This is a genomic window from Burkholderia sp. AU32262, assembly GCF_020419985.1.
Classification (GTDB): Bacteria; Pseudomonadota; Gammaproteobacteria; order Burkholderiales; family Burkholderiaceae; genus Burkholderia; species Burkholderia semiarida.
Genome location: NZ_JAIZRS010000004.1, coordinates 233377 through 251499 on the forward strand (window position 1 = coordinate 233377; position 18123 = coordinate 251499).

Annotated in this window: 12 protein-coding genes; 7 read left to right on the forward strand and 5 right to left on the reverse strand. The window is 68.1% G+C overall.

Annotated features, from left to right (window positions below):
• Positions 1-60 precede the first annotated feature (60 nt).
• Positions 61-1914, reverse strand: coding sequence for a serine aminopeptidase domain-containing protein (locus LGN10_RS06315; RefSeq protein ID WP_226222341.1), 1854 nt, complete (start codon positions 1912-1914; stop codon positions 61-63).
• Between the two features lie 557 nt (positions 1915-2471).
• Here LGN10_RS06315 and LGN10_RS06320 point away from each other — a divergent pair.
• Positions 2472-3731, forward strand: coding sequence for an oligosaccharide flippase family protein (locus tag LGN10_RS06320; RefSeq protein WP_059574652.1), 1260 nt, complete (start codon positions 2472-2474; stop codon positions 3729-3731).
• Positions 3732-4232: 501 nt separating this feature from the next.
• Positions 4233-6434, forward strand: coding sequence for a glycoside hydrolase family 3 C-terminal domain-containing protein (locus LGN10_RS06325; protein WP_226222343.1), 2202 nt, complete (start codon positions 4233-4235; stop codon positions 6432-6434).
• A gap of 82 nt (positions 6435-6516) precedes the next feature.
• On the opposite strand, the gene LGN10_RS33470 is transcribed toward LGN10_RS06325, so the two are convergent.
• Positions 6517-6639, reverse strand: coding sequence for a hypothetical protein (locus tag LGN10_RS33470; RefSeq protein ID WP_256940225.1), 123 nt, complete (start codon positions 6637-6639; stop codon positions 6517-6519).
• Positions 6639-7217: a DUF4865 family protein gene (locus LGN10_RS06330; RefSeq protein WP_226222345.1), complete on the reverse strand. Its 579-nt coding sequence runs from the start codon at positions 7215-7217 to the stop codon at positions 6639-6641. The genes LGN10_RS33470 and LGN10_RS06330 overlap by 1 nt, the downstream gene beginning before the upstream one ends.
• A 131-nt stretch (positions 7218-7348) precedes the next feature.
• Here LGN10_RS06330 and LGN10_RS06335 point away from each other — a divergent pair, with 131 nt between their 5' ends.
• The 3 genes from LGN10_RS06335 (at position 7349) to LGN10_RS06345 (ending at position 9411) form a co-directional block, all read left to right on the forward strand.
• Positions 7349-8206, forward strand: a complete 858-nt coding sequence (locus LGN10_RS06335; RefSeq protein ID WP_226222458.1) for a LysR family transcriptional regulator — start codon at positions 7349-7351, stop codon at positions 8204-8206.
• A gap of 154 nt (positions 8207-8360) precedes the next feature.
• Positions 8361-8948 carry an IMPACT family protein gene (locus LGN10_RS06340; protein ID WP_099317361.1) on the forward strand — a complete coding sequence of 196 codons (588 nt, stop codon included), beginning with the start codon at positions 8361-8363 and terminating at the stop codon, positions 8946-8948.
• A gap of 175 nt (positions 8949-9123) precedes the next feature.
• Positions 9124-9411, forward strand: a complete 288-nt coding sequence (locus tag LGN10_RS06345; protein WP_059582226.1) for an H-NS family nucleoid-associated regulatory protein — start codon at positions 9124-9126, stop codon at positions 9409-9411.
• A gap of 55 nt (positions 9412-9466) precedes the next feature.
• Here LGN10_RS06345 and ppk2 read toward each other — a convergent pair whose 3' ends face one another.
• Together ppk2 and ggt are read right to left on the reverse strand one after the other, a co-directional pair.
• Positions 9467-10417, reverse strand: coding sequence for a polyphosphate kinase 2 (gene ppk2, locus LGN10_RS06350; protein WP_059639348.1), 951 nt, complete (start codon positions 10415-10417; stop codon positions 9467-9469).
• A gap of 211 nt (positions 10418-10628) precedes the next feature.
• Positions 10629-12350, reverse strand: a complete 1722-nt coding sequence (gene ggt / locus LGN10_RS06355; protein ID WP_011547886.1) for a gamma-glutamyltransferase — start codon at positions 12348-12350, stop codon at positions 10629-10631.
• 399 nt (positions 12351-12749) lie between these two features.
• Here ggt and LGN10_RS06360 point away from each other — a divergent pair, with 399 nt between their 5' ends.
• Both LGN10_RS06360 and LGN10_RS06365 read left to right on the forward strand, forming a co-directional pair.
• On the forward strand, positions 12750-13274 hold the full coding sequence (locus tag LGN10_RS06360; RefSeq protein WP_226222354.1) for a metal-dependent hydrolase: 525 nt from the start codon (positions 12750-12752) through the stop codon (positions 13272-13274).
• A gap of 268 nt (positions 13275-13542) precedes the next feature.
• Positions 13543-18006: a DEAD/DEAH box helicase gene (locus LGN10_RS06365; RefSeq protein ID WP_226222356.1), complete on the forward strand. Its 4464-nt coding sequence runs from the start codon at positions 13543-13545 to the stop codon at positions 18004-18006.
• Positions 18007-18123: the final 117 nt, after the last annotated feature.

The window sequence follows — 18123 nt, forward strand, 5'->3', positions numbered from 1 at the left end:
GATCTTCATACGAAGCCGGGATCGCACCCCGCGGCGCCGACGCATGCGGCACGACGCGCATCACGGCCTGCCGACCGACACGTTTGCGTACGATCCCCCAGCCGCTTCGAGCCCGACAGGATCGACGGCGTGCACGACCGGCCTCGTCAAGTCGCGACCGAGCGCCTGCAAGCACCGCTCGATCACGATATCCGTGCCAACCGCGCCGTATACCGCGTGATCGACCTGCGGCTCGAGGTGCAGCCGTACGTGACGCGAGCACCTGAACGCATGCTCGATCGCGCCGAAATGGCGGCGGACATCGTCGATGCCGGGATCGAGCGCGCCATATACGAGGGTCGTCCGGACATCGCGTTGCGCAAGCACGTGCATCACGCCGCGTGGTGTGCCGGCGCGCGGTTTCCAGCCGACGCGCGCAGCCGCCTCCTTCACCGGTACGCTGACCCGTGCGATCGCATTGGCGGCGACGGCCCGCACGATCGGCCGTAAATCGCGCCGTTCGCGCACGAGGCGTTTCCACTTCTGCCAGTCGCGTACCGACAGCCAGTAGCCGCGCACCGAGTTGTTCCGCTGCTTCTGCACCGCGTCCAGCGAGAGGCCGGCCGGCCACACGAAGCGCGCCAGGTTGATCGCGATCACGCCGCCGAGCGACGGCGTCTTCACGGCCGCATGCAATGCCGCATAGGCGCCGGAACAGATGCCGGCCGCGACCACGTCCGGATGACCGAGCCCACGCAGCCAATCGGCGGCGGCCGCCACGTCGTCACTCGACCGCGCCGAATACACGACGGGAGACTGGTCGTCGGGCGCGGCGGCCCCGCTGTCGCCGACGCCGTTCACGTCGAGCCGCAACGTCGTGACGCCGGCGCGCGCGAGCGTCCTCGCGAGGCGCACGCTGAAGCGCCCTTCGCCGCTTCGCGGATTCGTCGACGTGTTCGCGATCACGAGCGCCGGCGCGACGGGATGCGCCGGCCCCGTATCGGCGGGACGGCACAGCACGCCGACCAACCGGTCCGGCCCGACCGCGACGACCTGCTCGGTCATGTCGATCATGTCGAGCGCCGCGGCCGATTCGCCGTTCCATGGCGGATCCGGCCGCCACGTCGGGTCGACGCCGGCGGCCGTGTGCGGCGCGCGTTCGACGATCCAGTTCGCGAGCGTGTCGATGGCCGCGAGCGGCAGACGCGAGCGTGTACCGTCCAGCATCGTCGTGGGCCATTCGCGGAACGGTTCGGTCGCCACGTTCACGCCCCGCGCGAGCAGCGCATCGCGCAACGCGGGCTCGTCCTGATCGGGCTGAATCAGCAGCATCGCGCGAGGCAGCGTCGGTGCGTCGCGCACGACGTCGCACAGATCGACCGCCTTCAATGCAGCGACGAAATCGTCGGGAAAGCGGTGCCCGAGCACGTTCATGCACGGCTCGTCGCGATGTGCGGCGCGAATCGCAGGCGACGTGATGTCGAGCCACTGGCGATGCACGAACGACAGCTCGCGAAGATAAGCGCGCCCGCGCACGACCGGCGCGAGCGCCACCAAGGCGTCGATGCGCGGCGACGGGTGCTGCCCGTCGCCTGCGGCGGCCAGCATCGCGAACAGCGCACCCGCGCGGATGCCGACGAGCGTCAGCGACGCGACACCGACCTGGTCGCGCAGCAGATCGATCGCATCGTGAATGCTGCCGAGGGTGGCGGCGTGCCGATCGGCGTCACGATCGTCGCCCGCGGAATCGCCGGTGCACGGATAGTTGAATCGCAACACCGTGACGCCGTCGCGGGCAAGGCGCTCGGCGATCGCCCGCATGAGCTTGTGCGTCCACGATGCCTCGTGTCCCAACGATTCGCACAGGATCACCCCTTGTGTCGTCTGTCCTTCGTGCAGCCACCCCACGCAGCTGCCGAACGTAATGGGCTTCAATCGGTACTCCTCGGATCGGTATTTTTATCGGACGCGGACACGCGTTCCGGCGGCTCCACCGGAACGAGCGATTCCACGATCGTGCGACTGCTCGACGAATGCGCGGCAGCGGCCCGGCCGCGCCCCTGCGCGGCTCCCGCCCGGTTCCATGTGTTGCCCTGCTCCCCATGCCCGCGGGAGGTGACGTTGCGTGCCCGAGGCGCCATCGGACGGCTCGCACCGTGAACCAAAACAGTGCACTCGATTAAAGCACCCGGTTCGAGCGTCCTTCGGTGCGCCAGCTTACAAATAGCTTCATCGCTATCGCGGTACGACGACGGGCAACGGCGCGCGGTGTCGGGATGCATGCCGCGCGCACGAACGGAATCCGCGAACGGTAGGCTCGCGAACAGAGCCGTCCCGTGCGGCCCGTATCATGGCCGCCATACGATGTGGCCATACCGGGCGACGCCGGACGCGCCACCCACCCATGCAACCGGGTCAGCGCCGACCGGATGCACGCGCGCACCGCGGCCCCATGCCGCCGCCCTGCGACACCCACGGCGCCGACCGAGCGAATGTCAAACCTCAAGAAGAATTTCCTGCTGCTGCTGACGTTGCAGATTTCGATGTACGCGGTGCCGCTCCTGATCGCACCGCTGCTGACGCACGCACTCGGGCCCGAAGGCTACGGGCAGCTCGCGTTCTCGCTCGCCGTCATTGCGTATCTCACCAACTGCACGAGCTACAGCTTCGACCTGACCGCCACGCCACGCATCGCGCTCGCGCGCGACAACCGCGCCGAACGCTCGCGCATCTTCTGGGCGACGCTGTACGCGCAGATCGGCATCGCGGTGATCTGTTTCATCGTGCTGGTCGGGCTGATCATGCTGGTCGGCCGCTTCGGCGAAGACCGCGATCTGTTGCTGATCGGCTTCGGAATGGTCGCCGGCGTGGCGTTCACGCCGGGCTGGTATTTCCAGGGAATGGAAAAGCTGCGCGCGCTCAGCGTGATCCTGTTCATCGGGCGCATCCTGAGCCTGCCGGCCATGTTCGCGCTCGTGCACAGCCCGGCGGACATCGACCGTGCAATGATCGTCAACGCGGCGGTGCCGACGCTGTCCGCGATCGCGCTGGCGGCCTATCTGTATTTCAACCGCGAAATCGACTTCGTGCGCGTCGGCGCGGCCGACATCGCCGAATCGCTGAAAGGCGGCTGGCAGGTGTTTCTCGCGTCGACGTCGATCGCGTTCTACGCGTCGACCAACACCGTGCTGCTCGGCTTCGTCTCGGGCAACGTCGCGGCCGGTTACTTCGCCGCAGGCGACAAGCTGATCCGCGCGGCGCTCAGCATGCTGCAGCCGCTGAAGGCCGCCACCTATCCGCGCATCAGCTACCTGATGCGGCACGCGCGCAACGACGCGTTCTCGTTCCTGCGCAAGCTGTTCGTCGTGCAGGTCGCGATGGTGCTCGGCATCTCGCTCGCGATCTTCTTCGGTGCGCCGCTCGCCGTGCGCATCCTCTATGGGCCCTCGTACGAACCGACGGTCCAGGTGCTGCGCTGGATGGCCTTCATTCCGTTCATGGCCGGCATGACGGACCTGTTCGGCGTGCAGACGATGCTGCCGCTCGGGATGAAGTCGGCATTCACGCGAATCCTGATGTCATCGGGCATTCTGAACATCGTGCTGGTACCCGTGCTCGCAAAGTACTTCGCCGAGCTGGGCGCCGCCGTCGCCGTGCTGACGGCCGAGGCCGCGGTGGCCGCGGCACTCGCGACCGTCGTCTATCGCGCCGGAATTCCAATGCCCGGCAGTCCGGTCGCGCGACGCGGCTAGCACGCCGTCGGTGCTGCTCGGCTCCGCCCCGACGCGGCCGGCATCCGCCGGTGTTCCATTCGATGCTTGCGCAACCAACCGTATCGCGCGGGCACACGCTTCCCGACCTCCCGCCCGTCGGAACGCTCGCGCGCAGGTACTTCTTACTCCGCCGCGCATGTCCGATCGGGAACGATGACCGCCTTTCCACCCCGCCGCGCGCCCCTACGAAATAAAGATCACACGTATCGGTAGAAATACCGATGCTGTAGTCAAACTACATTCATACCATTAGCCGCAGCAGAGAACCGCTACATCCGATTCGACAGTGCCGGGCGGTCCGCGTCGCCGTCCGTCTGGTTCGATCGGGCCCAACCGGCCGTAACGATTCCCCGCCCGGCCTGGCATGCCGACGCGCAACCACCCTGCTTCGCCAGCCGAATGCGTCCGGTGCGAATCCACCGGACGTACGCAGCTCCAGACATCATCCGAACAACCGGCAATACGATCATGGAGAACAACATGCGGGACACCCTCTGGCCGGCCGTCGTGCTGGCAGCGACCCTCTGCACCACCGCCTACGCCGGCGACGCCGATTTCAATGCGCAGGGCGACGCGATCGACACGTTCGCATCGGCCGCCGCGCAACGGCGCGCCGACCTGCTCGTGCGCAAGATGACGCTCGACGAAAAACTCCAGTTCATTCATTCGCAATACGAAATGTCCAAGGTGCCGGGCGGCGGCGCCGGCTACATCCAGGGCGTGCCGCGGCTCGGCATTCCCGATCTCAACATGGTCGATTCGGCGACCGGCTCCGGCAGCACGTCGCAGGCCAGCACGACGTTCCCGGCCACGATCGCGGTCGCCGCGAGCTGGGATCGACGGCTGTCGTACGACTACGGCAAGCAGGTCGCGATCCAGTTGCGTGCGCAAGGATTCGGCATGGGCCTCGCCGGCGGCACCAACCTCGCGCGCGAGCCGCGCGGCGGCCGCCTGTTCGAGTATCTCGGCGAGGATCCGCTGCTCGCCGGGGACCTGCTCGCCGAACGCACGCTCGCCACGCAGCGGCAAAAAGTCATCGCCACGATCAAGCACTACGCGGGCAACGAGCAGGAGCACGGCCGGATGGGCGGCAATACGCAGATCGACGAGCGCACGCTGCGCGAGCTGTACCTGCTGCCGTTCGAGATCGCCGCGAAGCGCGGCCGGCCCGGCAGCGTGATGTGCAGCTACAACCGCCTGAACGGCACCTATGCGTGCGAGAACCCCCACCTGCTGAACGACGTGCTGAAGAACGAATGGGGCTTCCAGGGCCAGGTGCAGTCCGACTGGGGCGCCACGCACAGCACCGCCGCCGCGATCAACGCCGGCCTCGACGAGGAAGAAGACGTCGGGCCGAGCGTGTACCTGACGCCGGCGGCCGTCAAGCAGGCGATCGCGAACGGCTCGGTGTCGACCGCGCGCCTCGACGACATGGTGCGCCGCAAGCTCGCGGTGATGATCCGCGTCGGCGTGATGGACGATCCGGCCCAGGGCGGCGGCACGATCGATTTCGCGGCCGGGAACCGGTTCGCGCAGGCGGCCGCCGAGCAATCGATCGTTCTGCTGAAGAACGACGGCAACCAGTTGCCGCTCGTCGCGTCGGCGCTGTCGCGTATCGCCGTGATCGGCGGCCATGCAGATTCGGCCGTGCTGTCCGGCGGCGGCTCGGGCAACACGCGCGATCCGGTATCGGGTTCGTTCGCCGGTTGCGGCGGCCTGACGTTCGGGTCGTCGACCGGGTGCAGCTGGTGGCGCAATCCGTGGCTCAAGGTCGACGTGCCGATCGTCGCGGCGATTCGCGCGCTGGCGCCGGCCGCACAGGTCACGTATGCGGGCAACAGCGACCAGCAGTCGCCGTTCCGCGCGTACACGCAGCAGGAAATCGACCAGGCCGCGGCGCTCGCGGGCCGCTCGGACGTCGCGATCGTCGTGGTCGCGCAGCCGGCCGGCGAGGATTTCGGCGAGCTGCAGAGCCTGAGCCTCGCGAACCCGTCGAACCAGGATGCGCTCGTCGAAGCCGTCGCGCGCGCGAATCCGCATACGATCGTCGTCGTCCAGAGCGGCAATCCGGTGCTGATGCCGTGGAAGGACAACGTGTCGGCCATCGTCGAGGCGTGGTATCCGGGCGAAGCCGGCGGCAAGGCGATCGCGAACGTGCTGTTCGGTGCGGTCAATCCGTCCGGCAAGCTGCCCGTGACGTTCCCGGCGCGCGATCAGGATTCGCCGACGTGGGGGCAAAACGGCGCGTTCGACACCGACCCGGTGTACGCGGAAAAGCTGAACATGGGCTACCGCTGGTATGACGCGCGCAACATCAAGCCGATGTTCGAGTTCGGCTACGGCCTGTCGTATACGCACTTCACGTATTCGGGCCTGTCGGTGTCGAAGCAATGGGACGGCTCGCTGAGCGTCGCGTTTACCGTGCGCAACGACGGGCGCGTGGCCGGCGCGGAAACGCCGCAGGTCTATCTCGGCGTGCCGTACAAGGACGAGCCGCCGAAGCGGCTGGTCGGCTGGGACAAGATCCGGCTGAATCCGGGCGAGGCCCGGCGCGTGCGCGTGACCGTGTCGCCGCGGATGCAGAGCGTGTGGGATACGTCGCGCAACGGCTGGCGGGTCGTGCCGGGCGGAACCGTGTATGTCGGCGCGTCGTCGCGCGATATCCGCTTGCAGAGCCATTGAACGAGCGACGATGAAGCGACCGGGGGCGCCGTGCATCATGCGTGCGGCGCTCCCGCGCAAACCCTCGGCGCGCTGAAGCGCTTTACCTGACCAGCAGCGCCAGCACCGTCGCAAGCGCCGCAATCGCGGCGATGCCTGCCACCACACCCGCCAGATGCGCGGCAATCACCACGCCGGTCGGCAATCGCGACGCGATGCCGGCCATCACGCGCCGCCCGCTTCCAGCGTGTCGAGCAACGGCGTTGCCAGATGCAGGACCTGGTACACCGTGCCCGCGCCGCCGTCGTCCGGCTCATGTTCCGTCACGAGCGCACGCGTGAGCCGCCAGCGCAGCGGATCGAGACTGACGGCCGCCGCGACCACACCCTGCCGAGCCGCCGCTTCGCGATTGCGTGCGATCTCCCGCGCCAATGCCGCATCGAGATCGGCGTCCGCCGGAATCTCGATGGTTTCGAGACGCGCGAAACGTCCCGCCGACGCACTGCCCTTGCGTGCATCGAGCGCAACCCGCGTATCGATCGGCGCGCGGCCGAAGCTGTCCGTCACGACCCGATAGCGGCCGTCCGTCACGAACCGCGCGAACGCCTGTTCGTTGCGCCACAGATAAAACGATGCGTAGCCGTTTTCCGTCGCGCCGTGGCGGCCGGCCTCGCGCAGCAGGAAGCCCTTGAACAGCAGGTCCGGCGTGTCGTCCCACAGCCTGCCGCGCTCGCGCACGCGATGGCGGATGATGTCGAGGTCGTAATCCGCCGGCAGGCGGTGCACGTAGTACGCGGTCAGCATGATCGACTCCTGGCGAAAGAAAACGGACGGTATTCCGGACGACATGGAGCCAGCGTAAAAGACCTTGAATCATTTAAAAAGTAGATGGCAGAATATTTCAATGATTCGATTCTGAAATGAAGAAGGATGCGATGAAAACGCTCGACATCGAAGCCGTGCAGGCATTCGTGCTGACCGCCGACCTCAGGAGCTTCACGCGGGCCGCGCAAGCGCTGAACACGACGCAGTCCGCGGTGAGCCTGAAGATCAAGCGGCTGGAAGACGGGCTCGGCCGCCGCCTGCTGGAACGCACGCCGCGGCAGGTTCGCCTGTCGGCCGACGGCACCGCGTTCCTGGAACCGGCGCGCGAACTGGTGGCCGCTCACCATGGTGCGATCAGCGCGTTCGGCACGAGCCAGCGACGGCTCGTGATCGGCGTCAGTCACCATGTCGTCGGCGCCGATCTCCCGATGCTGCTGCGGCGGATGAGCGAAGCGGAGCCGGCGCTCGTGCTGGAGATTCGCGTCGCCACGTCGCGTGACGTGCTCGATGCGTTCGATCGCGGCCAGCTCGATGCGGCCGTCGCATTGCAGCACGACAGCCGGCGGCTCGACGGCGAAACGATCCTGTCGGAGTCGTTCGGCTGGATGGCGGCGGCCGATTTCGAGTACCATCCGCCGCAACCGCTGCGGCTCGCCACGCAGGCCGAACCGTGCAGCGTGCGCCGCATGGCGGTCGGCGCACTGGACGAAGCCGGCGTCGCGTGGACGGAAGTCTTTGTCGGCGGCGGCGTGGCGACGATCGGCGCGGCGGTGTCCGCGGGCCTGGCCGTCGCGGCGCTCGGGCATCGCGTCGCGCCCGCCGGCACCGTCGACGTGGGGATGCGCTACGGGCTCCCGCCGTTGCCGACGCGCGACGTGGTGCTCTACTCGAGCCTGACCGATGCGCGTGCCCGGCAGGCGCTGCGCACGCTGGCCGCGGCGCTGCGCTCGTCGATCGGCATACGTTGATGCCGCGCGTCACCGAAATGCTCCGGCGCGCGCCACGGTAAAATTCCGTCTTCGCCCTCCGCTCATGCAGACGATATCCGTCCGCAGGCCAACGCCAAACGCATCGACCAGCCATCATCGCCTTGATTTCCCTACACTTTCCGCGTCGCGACGCATGAGTTACTCGCTCGCCACCTCTTACGTCCGCGAACTCGAGATCCGCAAGAGCCGTTTCATCGCGTACGCGGTTCCCGTCGACGACCGCGATGCCGCGATGCGGGTACTGCAACGCCTGCGCGACGAGCATCCGGCGGCCACCCACGTGTGCTGGGCGCTGCTGGCCGGCGGCCAGTCGGGCATGTCGGACGACGGCGAGCCGTCCGGCACGGCGGGCCGGCCGATCCTCGAAGTGCTGCGCCATCACGATCTCGACGGCGTGCTCGGCGCGGTCGTGCGTTACTACGGCGGCGTGAAGCTCGGCGCGGGCGGGCTGGTGCGTGCGTACACCGATGCGATCGCATCGGCGCTGCTCGATGCCGAACGCGTCGAGCGCATTCGCCACACGCGGCTCGCGATCGAGATCGGCTACCCGGAAGAGGCGCGCGTGCGCCGCTGGATCGAACAGGCCGGCTACGATCTGGTGGACAGCGCTTACGGGATGACGGTGAAGCTCGTGATCAAGCTGCCGGAAACGGCCGAGGCGGCAGCAAAATCCGAACTGTTCGACCTGACGCAAGGACGCGCGGGCTTCCCCGCACTGTAAGGCGGACAGATTCCCGTGAAAAATCGGATGCGTCCGATAGAAAACCCGCGCGCTGAAACTTAATCTTCCGGTGTTGCCCGCCATGCGTTCTGCCAACGTCTGGTCGGGCGTGCAGACATGCGGCACATCGCACCTCTGCCAATCATCAGAATTCAGCGACGGGGATATCGGACGCATGCAACTGCAAAAACTGCAGGCCCAGCTCGCGGAACTGGATCGGCGCATCCGGGCCGCGCGCCGCCGCGAACGCCAAGCGGCACTGATGCAGGTACGCCAGATCGTGACGGATCATGCGCTGACCGCGCGGGAGGTCTTCGGGCAGGGTTACAGCGGTCGCGCGAAGCTGTTCACCATCGGCGCGAAATATCGCGATCCGGCGACGGGCGCCACCTGGAGCGGACGCGGTCGCACGCCCGCCTGGATCGCCGGCCGCGACCGCGCCGCGTTCCTGATCCGGGAGTAACGCGCGCCGCGCGGCACGGCGCGCCTCCGTGGCCGATCCAGCCGCCCCGAACCGCTCAATAGACGTCCGGCACGATCATGTGGTCCGGCACCGGCCGGCGGATGTAATCCTCGTGATGCTCGCGCTGCGGCAGATCGATCGTCGGGCGCGGCACCTCGTGATACGGCACCTGGCCGAGCAGATGGTGAATGCAATTCAGCCGCGCGCGCTTCTTGTCGACGGCCTGCACGACCCACCACGGCGCCTCCGGAATATGCGTGCGCTGCAGCATCTCTTCCTTCGCGGCCGTATAAGCCTCCCAGCGGCGGCGGCTTTCGAGATCCATCGGGCTCAGCTTCCACTGCTTCAGCGGATCCTCGATCCGGCTCTGGAAGCGCATCTCCTGTTCGCGATCGGTGATCGAGAACCAGTACTTGACGATCTGGATCCCGCTGCGCACGAGCATCTTCTCGAACTCCGGCACCGACCGGAAAAATTCCTCGTACTCGTCGTCGGTGCAGAAATTCATCACGCGCTCGACGCCCGCGCGGTTGTACCAGCTGCGGTCGAACAGCACGATCTCGCCGCCTGCCGGCAGATGCGCGACATAGCGCTGGAAGTACCATTGCGTGCGTTCGCGGTTGTTCGGCGCGGGCAGCGCGGCGACGCGGCACACGCGCGGGTTCAGGCGCTGCGTGATGCGCTTGATCGCACCGCCCTTGCCGGCCGCGTCACGCCCCTCGAAAATCACGACGAGCCGGTGCCCGGTTTCCACGACCCAGTCCTGCAGTTTCACGAGCTCGCCTTGCAAGCGGAACAGCTCGCGGAAATATTCCTTGCGCGCTTCGCGACGCTCGGGCGAGAACAACAGGTCTTCACCGTTGTCGAAGCGGCGGTCGTCGAGCTCCATCTCGAGCTCTTCGTCGTACGCGTCGACGAGATCCTCTTCGAAACGGCGCCGGCGCGCTTCCATCGAGTTCGTATCGGCGCGGTTGTCCTCGGTCTCGCGGGTATCCTTGTCGCCCATGGGGCCTCCTTCCATCGTTGACGCAGCCAAACTCGGCCATTATCCCAGCGTCGCGCGTCAAATTCATGAAAATGGGGGCAACCGCGGATCGCGGGCTTCATCCGAACGACCAGCCAAAAAAATCGGCAGCCGGGTCGACACACCGGCTGCCGAACGGCGTACGCGGCTGCTTTCGCCGACGCGCACGCATCGCTTCACGTCAACGTCACCCTCAACGAATGATCCGCGTCACGCCCCGCCCGCGCGGATCGGCCATCGCTTCCGGCGTCTTGCCGTCGATCTTGATGACCTGGATGTCGCCGCTGAAATCCTGCCCCTTCAGCGTATAGCCGCGCGCCTCGATCTGCTTCGCGAGTTCGCCTTCGATCGGGTGGTACGGCTCCCAGAAGATCGTGTTCGGCGGCAGCAATTGGTGATGGAATCGCATCGCGCCGACCGCTTCCTTCAACGGCATCTTGAAGTCGTAGATATTGTTGATCACCTGGAAGATCGACGTGAAGATGCGCGAGCCGCCCGGCGTGCCGATCACGAGCGACACCTTGCCGTCCTTCGTCATGATCGTCGGCGACATCGACGACAGCGGACGCTTCTTCGGTTCGATCGCGTTCGCGTCGCTGCCGACCACGCCGAACATGTTCGCGACGCCCGGCTTCGCGGAGAAGTCGTCCATCTCGTCGTTCAGCACGATGCCCGTGCCGTCGGCGATCACGCCCGAGCCGAAATAGCCGTTGATCGTGTACGTGTTCGACACCGCGTTGCCCCATTTGTCGACCACCGAGAAGTGCGTCGTTTCGGCCTTCTCCGGCATCGTCGTGCCGAGGCCCGGCTGCACGCTCTTGGTATCCGACGGCTCCTTCGGGTTGACTTCGGCCGCGCGCTTCGCGATGTATGCGTCGTCGGTCAACTGCGCGATCGGCACCTTGTAGAAGTCGGGATCGCCGAGATACTGCGCCCGGTCGGCGAACACGCGCTTCTCGATTTCCGCGACGAGATGGATGTACTGCGGCGAGTTGAGCTTCACGCCCTCGAAGTCCTGCTTGAGATCGGCCTTCATCTTCAGCAACTGCACGAGGCCGATGCCGCCGGAACTCGGGGGCGGCGCGGTGATCACGTCGTAGCCGTTCCACTTCGCCTGCACCGGCTGGCGCCACACCGCGCGGTACTGCGCGAGATCCTCGGTCGTGATCAGCCCGTTGCCGTCGCCGGTCTTCATCGACGCGGCGATCAGCTCGGCCGTCTTGCCCTTGTAGAAACCTTCCGCGCCGCCGTCCGCGATGCGCGTCAGCACGTCGGCGAGATCGGGCTGCTTGAAGTTCGCGCCGGCCTTCAGGCCGGAGAAGTACTTGTCGAAATTGGTCTTGCCGCCGAATTCCTTCGACGCGTCGACACCGCGCTGCGCCAGTTGCTCATCGACGACGAAGCCGTCGCGCGCATAGTGGATCGCCGGCGCGAGCACCTGCTTCCACTTCAGCTTGCCGAAGCGCTTCTGCGCTTCCCACATGCCCGCCACCGTGCCCGGCACGCCGACCGCGCGCGGGCCGTACAGGCTCATGCCCTTGACGACGTTGCCGTCCTTGTCGAGGTACATGTCCTTCGTCGCGGCGAGCGGCGCGCGCTCGCGGTAATCGATGAAGTACGGCTTGCCGTCCTTGTAGATCGTCATGAAGCCGCCGCCGCCGATGTTGCCGGCTTCCGGGTACGTGACGGCGAGCGTAAACGCGATCGCGACGGCCGCGTCGATCGCATTGCCGCCCTCCTTGAAGATCCGCTCCGCGGCATCCGCGCTGTACTTGTCGGCCACCGCCACCGCGGAACTCGTCAGGACCGCGGGCTGCGGCCCTTTCGCGTAGGCCGGCGCGTTCGGCAGGAAGCCGATGCCGGCCACCGTCGCCAACACGGCGGCGGATGATTTGAAGCGATTCAGCGTAGTCATTGCATGTCCCCCATGTGGATCTCCTTCAGGCAGGAAAAGCACCTGATCCGTGGATGGCCGCCAGCGCGCCGACGGCCATATGCCGGCTTCGTAGTATAGGGGGACAAAAAGGGTCGAACACGTGAGGTGCGACGAAAGCGTCGCCGATTGCGTGCGCGCGGTCACGTTGCGGCGCCGCGACGCGCCCGCGAGTCGTTCGGCATCGTCGGCGACGCGCGCCAGCGCGCAACGCACAAAACCGAAAGTTGCGAACCATACGGCCAGCCCCGCGGCGGGTGCGAAAAAATCTGCGAACCAGCCGCCCGCTGCACAGTTCGATCTGCGAAGATAGCGCCCCGCTTGCGCGCCGCATCATCGTTTCGTGCACGCGCCGCTTCACGTTTCTTCGTCTCGCTCCCTATGGCATCACACAATGCGCATCACGCATCCGGCTTCGCAGCCGGCGTCGCCGCCGCCATCCTCGTCGCGCAAACCGGCGCGACCGGCCCGTGGCACTCGGGCATGCTTGCCGCGTTCGCGGCGGGCGTCGCGGGCGGCACCGCGCCCGACTGGCTCGAAGTCGCCTGGTGGACCCGCAAGCGCCGGCTGTGGATCACGCATCGCACCATCACGCACTGGGGCATCGGCTGGATCGCGCTGCTCGCGCTCGGGTGGCACGGGCTCGTCCATCATCCGCATCCGACGTGGGCCGCGCCGCTGTTCGGCTTCGCCTGCGGCGGCGTGATGCATCTGCTCGCCGACTGGCCCAATCCGCTCGGCGTACCGTGGATCTGGCGGCGTCATTCGCTGAACCTGTGGAACAGCGGGCATTGCGACCTGATCGTCGTGGTCGCCGCATGGGGCGGCACGCTGTGGCTCGCGCAGTCGCTGTGGTCGCGTGCGCCGCTGGTCCAACACTGGCTCGGCTGGCTGCATCGCGTCTAGGGACGGTTCGCGCTGGTAACGCACGTTCCGTGTTTCGGAAAATTCAGCCGTGGGGCTCGCCCCCAAGTTGCAATTCGACACAATTCAGCGCGCGCTCGGCGTGCCGACGGGCACGCAACTTTCCGTCCATTGAAAGCGCGGTGCAGCCCCCCATCTGCATTGGAATCGTCGGTACGCATGCCCCGCACGCCCGCGCGGCGTCTGGCACACTGACGATTCGACTCGCGTGCGATGTGTCCGCACGCTCGCACCCTATTTCAACGCTCCGATGGACGTCACAGCTCCCCACCCCGCCGCCCGTGCGCTCGACGTGTTCCACCCGGCCGTCGCCGCGTGGTTCACGCGCACGTTCGCCGCGCCGACCGGCGCGCAGGCGCTCGCGTGGCCGCACATCAAGGCCGGCCGCTCGACGCTCGTCGCCGCGCCGACCGGCTCGGGCAAGACGCTCACCGCGTTCCTGTGCGCGCTCGACGAGCTGGTGCGCGATGCGCTCGCGCACGACGGCACGCTGCCCGACGCGACGCTGGTCGTCTACGTATCGCCGCTGAAGGCGCTGTCGAACGACATCCACGTGAACCTCGACGCGCCGCTCGCCGGCATCGCCGAATCGCTCGCGCAGCTCGGCCTGCCGGTGCCGGCGATCCGCACCGCGGTACGCACCGGCGACACGACGCAGGCCGAGCGCGCCGCGCTGCGCAAGCGCGCGCCGCACATCCTCGTCACGACACCCGAATCGCTGTACGTGCTGCTGTCGTCCACGTCGGGGCGGCAGATGCTGTCGAACGTGCGCTCGGTCATCGTCGACGAAATCCATGCGCTTGCGTCGTCCAAGCGCGGCAGCCATCTCGCGCTGTCGCTCGAGCGCCTCGACGCGCTGGTCGGCCGCGCGCTGCCGCGCATCGGGCTGTCGGCCACGCAAAAGCCGATCCACGCGGTCGCGCGCTTTCTCGTCGGCGGGCCGGCCGACGCGCCGCGCGACTGCGCGATCGTCGACACCGGCCACACGCGCGAGCGCGATCTCGCGCTCGAACTGCCGAACGTGCCGCTCGAACCGGTGATGGCGACCGACGTATGGGAACAGGTGTACGACCGCATCGCCGGGCTCGCGGCCGCGCATCGCACGACGCTGGTGTTCGTCAACACGCGGCGCACGGCCGAGCGCATGGCGCGCCATCTTGCCGACCGGCTCGGCAAGGACGCGATCGCCGCGCATCACGGCAGTCTCGCGAAGGAGCACCGCTTCGACGCCGAGCAGCGCCTGAAGCGCGGCGAACTGAAGCTGCTCGTCGCGACCGCGTCGCTCGAACTCGGCATCGACATCGGTGACGTCGATCTCGTCTGCCAGGTGGGCTCGCCGCGCGGCATCGCGCCGTTCCTGCAGCGCGTCGGCCGCTCGGGGCACCATGTCGGCGGCGTGCCGAAGGGGCGGCTCTTTCCGCTGTCGCGCGACGAACTGGTCGAATGCGCGGCGCTGCTCGACTGCGTGCGACGCGGCGAACTCGATGCGCTGCGGATTCCCGAAGCGCCGCTCGACGTGCTCGCGCAGCAGATCGTCGCCGAAGTCGCGTGCACGGAGTGGCAGGAGGACGCACTGTATGCGAGCTTTACGCGCGCCGCGCCGTATGCGCGGCTGACGCGCGAACGCTTCGACGAAGTGATGAAGATGCTCGCCGAGGGATTCACGAGCCGTCGCGGCGTGCGCGGCGCGTACCTGCACCGCGACGTGGTCGGCGGCACCGTGCGCGGCCGCCGCAACGCGATGATGACCGCGACCACCTCCGGCGGCACGATCCCCGACATGGCCGACTACGCGGTGCTGCTCGAACCGCAGGGCATCCAGGTCGGCACCGTCAACGAGGATTTCGCGGTCGAGAGCCTGGCCGGCGACGTGTTCCAGCTCGGCAATCAGTCGTACCGGATCATTCGCGTGGAAACGGGCCGCGTGCGCGTGGAGGACGCGCACGGGCAATCGCCGGGCATTCCGTTCTGGCTCGGCGAAGGACTCGGGCGCAGCGACGAGCTGTCGGCGGCGGTCGGCCGGCTGCGCGCGCGGCTCGACGCGCTGTTCGCCGAAGGCGACCGGCAGGCCGGCGCCGCCGGGCGCAAGCGCGCGGGCGGCAACACGGTGAGCAATGCGAAAGCGGAAGCCGACGCACAAGCCTCAACCGCCACTGCGCTCGCGCCCAGCGACAGCCGCCTCGCGCCCGCATTGCGCTGGCTCGTCGACGATCTCCGGCTGTCGCCCGACGCCGCGCGCCAGATCGCCGACTACCTCGCCCGCACCCGCGCCGCGCTCGGCGCATTGCCGACGCAGGACACGCTCGTGATGGAGCGCTTCTTCGACGAATCGGGCGGCACGCAGCTCGTGATCCATTCGCCGTTCGGCAGCCGGATCAACCGTGCCTGGGGGCTCGCGTTGCGCAAGCGCTTCTGCCGCAGCTTCAACTTCGAACTGCAGGCCGCCGCGACGGACGACGCGATCATCCTGTCGCTGTCGCTCGCGCACAGCTTCGCGCTCGACGAAGTGTGGCGCTACCTGCGTTCGGCCAGCGCCGAACACGTGCTGATCCAGGCGCTGCTCGACGCGCCGATGTTCGGCGTGCGCTGGCGCTGGAACGCGACCACCGCGCTCGCGCTGCCGCGCTTCACCGGCGGCCGGCGCACCGCGCCGCAACTGCAGCGGATGAAGAGCGACGACCTGCTCGCGACGGTGTTCCCCGATCAGGTCGCGTGCCTCGAGAACATCGTCGGCGAACGCGAGATTCCGCATCACCCGCTCGTCGACCAGACGCTCGACGATTGCCTGCACGACGCGATGGACACCGACGGCTGGCTCGCGCTGCTGCGCCGGATCGAAAGCGGCGCGATCGAGCTCGTCGCGCGCGACTTGCCCGCGCCGTCCCCGCTCGCGGCCGAGATCCTGAACGCGAAGCCCTACGCGTTCCTCGACGATGCGCCGCTCGAGGAACGCCGCACGCAGGCCGTGCAGTCGCGCCGCTGGAGCGATCCCGAATCGACCGACGATCTCGGCGCGCTCGACGCCGACGCGATCGACGCGGTGCGCGACGAAGCGTGGCCGCTCGTGCGCGACGCCGACGAAATGCACGACGCACTGCTCACCCTCGCGTGCGTGGCCGACGGCGAGGCGCACGCGCACGCGGGCTGGCCCGAGCGACTCGCGGAACTCGCGGAACGCCGCCGCGCGACGAAACTCGCGACCCCGGGCGGTGCCGCGCTGTGGGTGCCGGTCGAGCGGCTCGTCTGCCTGCGCGCACTGCATCCCGACGCCCGCACGACACCCGCGCTCAAGGTGCCGGCCGCGTGCGCGCAGCCGTGGGAAGCCGATGCGGCGCTCGTCGACGTGATGCGCGCGCGGCTCACCGGCTTCGGGCCGCTGACGCTCGATGCGATCGCCGCGCCGCTCGGCCTGCCGCCCGCGTCGATCGCGACGGCGCTCGCGGCGCTGGAGCGCGAAGGCTACGTGATGCGCGGCCGCTTCACGCCGGGCGCGACGACCGACGAATGGTGCGAACGCCACCTGCTCGCGCGCATTCATCGCTATACGGTGAAGCGGCTGCGCCGCGAGATCGAGCCGGTCGAACGCGCCGATTTCATGCGTTTCCTGTTCCACTGGCAACATCTGGCACCCGACACGCGCGGCGCCGGCCGCGACGCGCTGGCGGCCGTGGTCGAACAGCTCGAAGGCTACGAGGCGGCGGCGAGCGCGTGGGAAGACGCGCTGCTGCCCGCGCGTCTCACCGACTACACGGCGGGCAGCCTCGACGAGCTGTGCCGCTCGGGCAAGCTGGTGTGGACGCGCATCGGCGCGCCGGCGCGCGCGGCCGGCACGCCCGTGAAGACGACGCCGATCGTGCTGCTGCCGCGCCGCCATCTCTCTGCATGGCAGGCGCTACGCGATCCCGATGCGCAACCGACGCTGTCCGCACGCGCCACGCAAGTGAGCGATGCGCTTGCCGCGCACGGCGCGATGTTCTTCGACGCGCTGCTCGACGAATTGCACATGCTGCCCGTCGAACTCGAACAGGCGCTCGGCGAACTCGTGTCGGCCGGCCTCGTGAATGCGGACAGCTACGCGGGCCTGCGCGCGCTGCTGAAGCCGGCCGTCAAGCGCAGCGCGACTTATGCGCCGCGCACGCGGCGCGGCGGCGCACTGATCGGCGGGATGGACGACGCGGGCCGCTGGGCGCTCGTGCAGCGTCATCCGCGGCCCGACGGCGACGCGCCCGCGGCGAAACGCGGCCTCGCCACGACCGATCCCGACGCGCTCGAACATATCGTATGGACGCTGCTGCGCCGCTACGGCGTCGTGTTCTGGCGATTGCTCGAACGCGAAGCCGACTGGCTGCCGAGCTGGCGCGAACTCGTGCGCGTGCTGCAGCGCCTCGAAGCACGCGGCGAGATTCGCGGCGGACGCTTCGTCGCCGGGCTCGCGGGCGAGCAATTCGCGCTGCCCGAGGCCATCCCGATCCTGCGCGAACTGCGGCGGCAACCGGGCGACGGACAGTACATCTGCGTGACGGGCGCCGATCCGCTGAATCTCGTCGGCACGCTGTTGCCCGGCGACAAGGTACCGGCGCTGGCCGGCAATCGCGTGCTGTTCCGCGACGGCGTGCCCGTCGCATCGCTGGTATCGGGTACGTTCCACTACGCGCCCGACCTGTCGCCCGCCGCGCGCGAGGAGGCACGCTTGCGGCTCGCGCGTTCCTGCTGACATCGGCTGACACGCACGCGGCACCCGACTACTGATCGCCGCGCCGCGCGGGCACCCTCGTTCGGTTAGCATCGAACGATCGACCGCGCGAAGTTCCGCGCGTCACCCACACAAAAC

Excerpts from the sequence above, each read along its gene's own strand:
- LGN10_RS33470 (WP_256940225.1), bottom strand. The coding sequence starts at position 6,639 with ATGGCCGGCATCGCGTCGCGATTGCCGACCGGCGTGGTGATTGCCGCG.
- LGN10_RS06345 (WP_059582226.1), top strand. The coding sequence starts at position 9,124 with ATGCAACTGCAAAAACTGCAGGCCCAGCTCGCGGAACTGGATCGGCGC.
- LGN10_RS06325 (WP_226222343.1), top strand. The coding sequence starts at position 4,233 with ATGCGGGACACCCTCTGGCCGGCCGTCGTGCTGGCAGCGACCCTCTGC.
- LGN10_RS06365 (WP_226222356.1), top strand. The coding sequence starts at position 13,543 with ATGGACGTCACAGCTCCCCACCCCGCCGCCCGTGCGCTCGACGTGTTC.
- ppk2 (WP_059639348.1), bottom strand. The coding sequence starts at position 10,417 with ATGGGCGACAAGGATACCCGCGAGACCGAGGACAACCGCGCCGATACG.
- LGN10_RS06320 (WP_059574652.1), top strand. The coding sequence starts at position 2,472 with ATGTCAAACCTCAAGAAGAATTTCCTGCTGCTGCTGACGTTGCAGATT.
- LGN10_RS06330 (WP_226222345.1), bottom strand. The coding sequence starts at position 7,217 with ATGCTGACCGCGTACTACGTGCACCGCCTGCCGGCGGATTACGACCTC.
- LGN10_RS06360 (WP_226222354.1), top strand. The coding sequence starts at position 12,750 with ATGGCATCACACAATGCGCATCACGCATCCGGCTTCGCAGCCGGCGTC.
- LGN10_RS06340 (WP_099317361.1), top strand. The coding sequence starts at position 8,361 with ATGAGTTACTCGCTCGCCACCTCTTACGTCCGCGAACTCGAGATCCGC.
- LGN10_RS06335 (WP_226222458.1), top strand. The coding sequence starts at position 7,349 with ATGAAAACGCTCGACATCGAAGCCGTGCAGGCATTCGTGCTGACCGCC.
- ggt (WP_011547886.1), bottom strand. The coding sequence starts at position 12,350 with ATGACTACGCTGAATCGCTTCAAATCATCCGCCGCCGTGTTGGCGACG.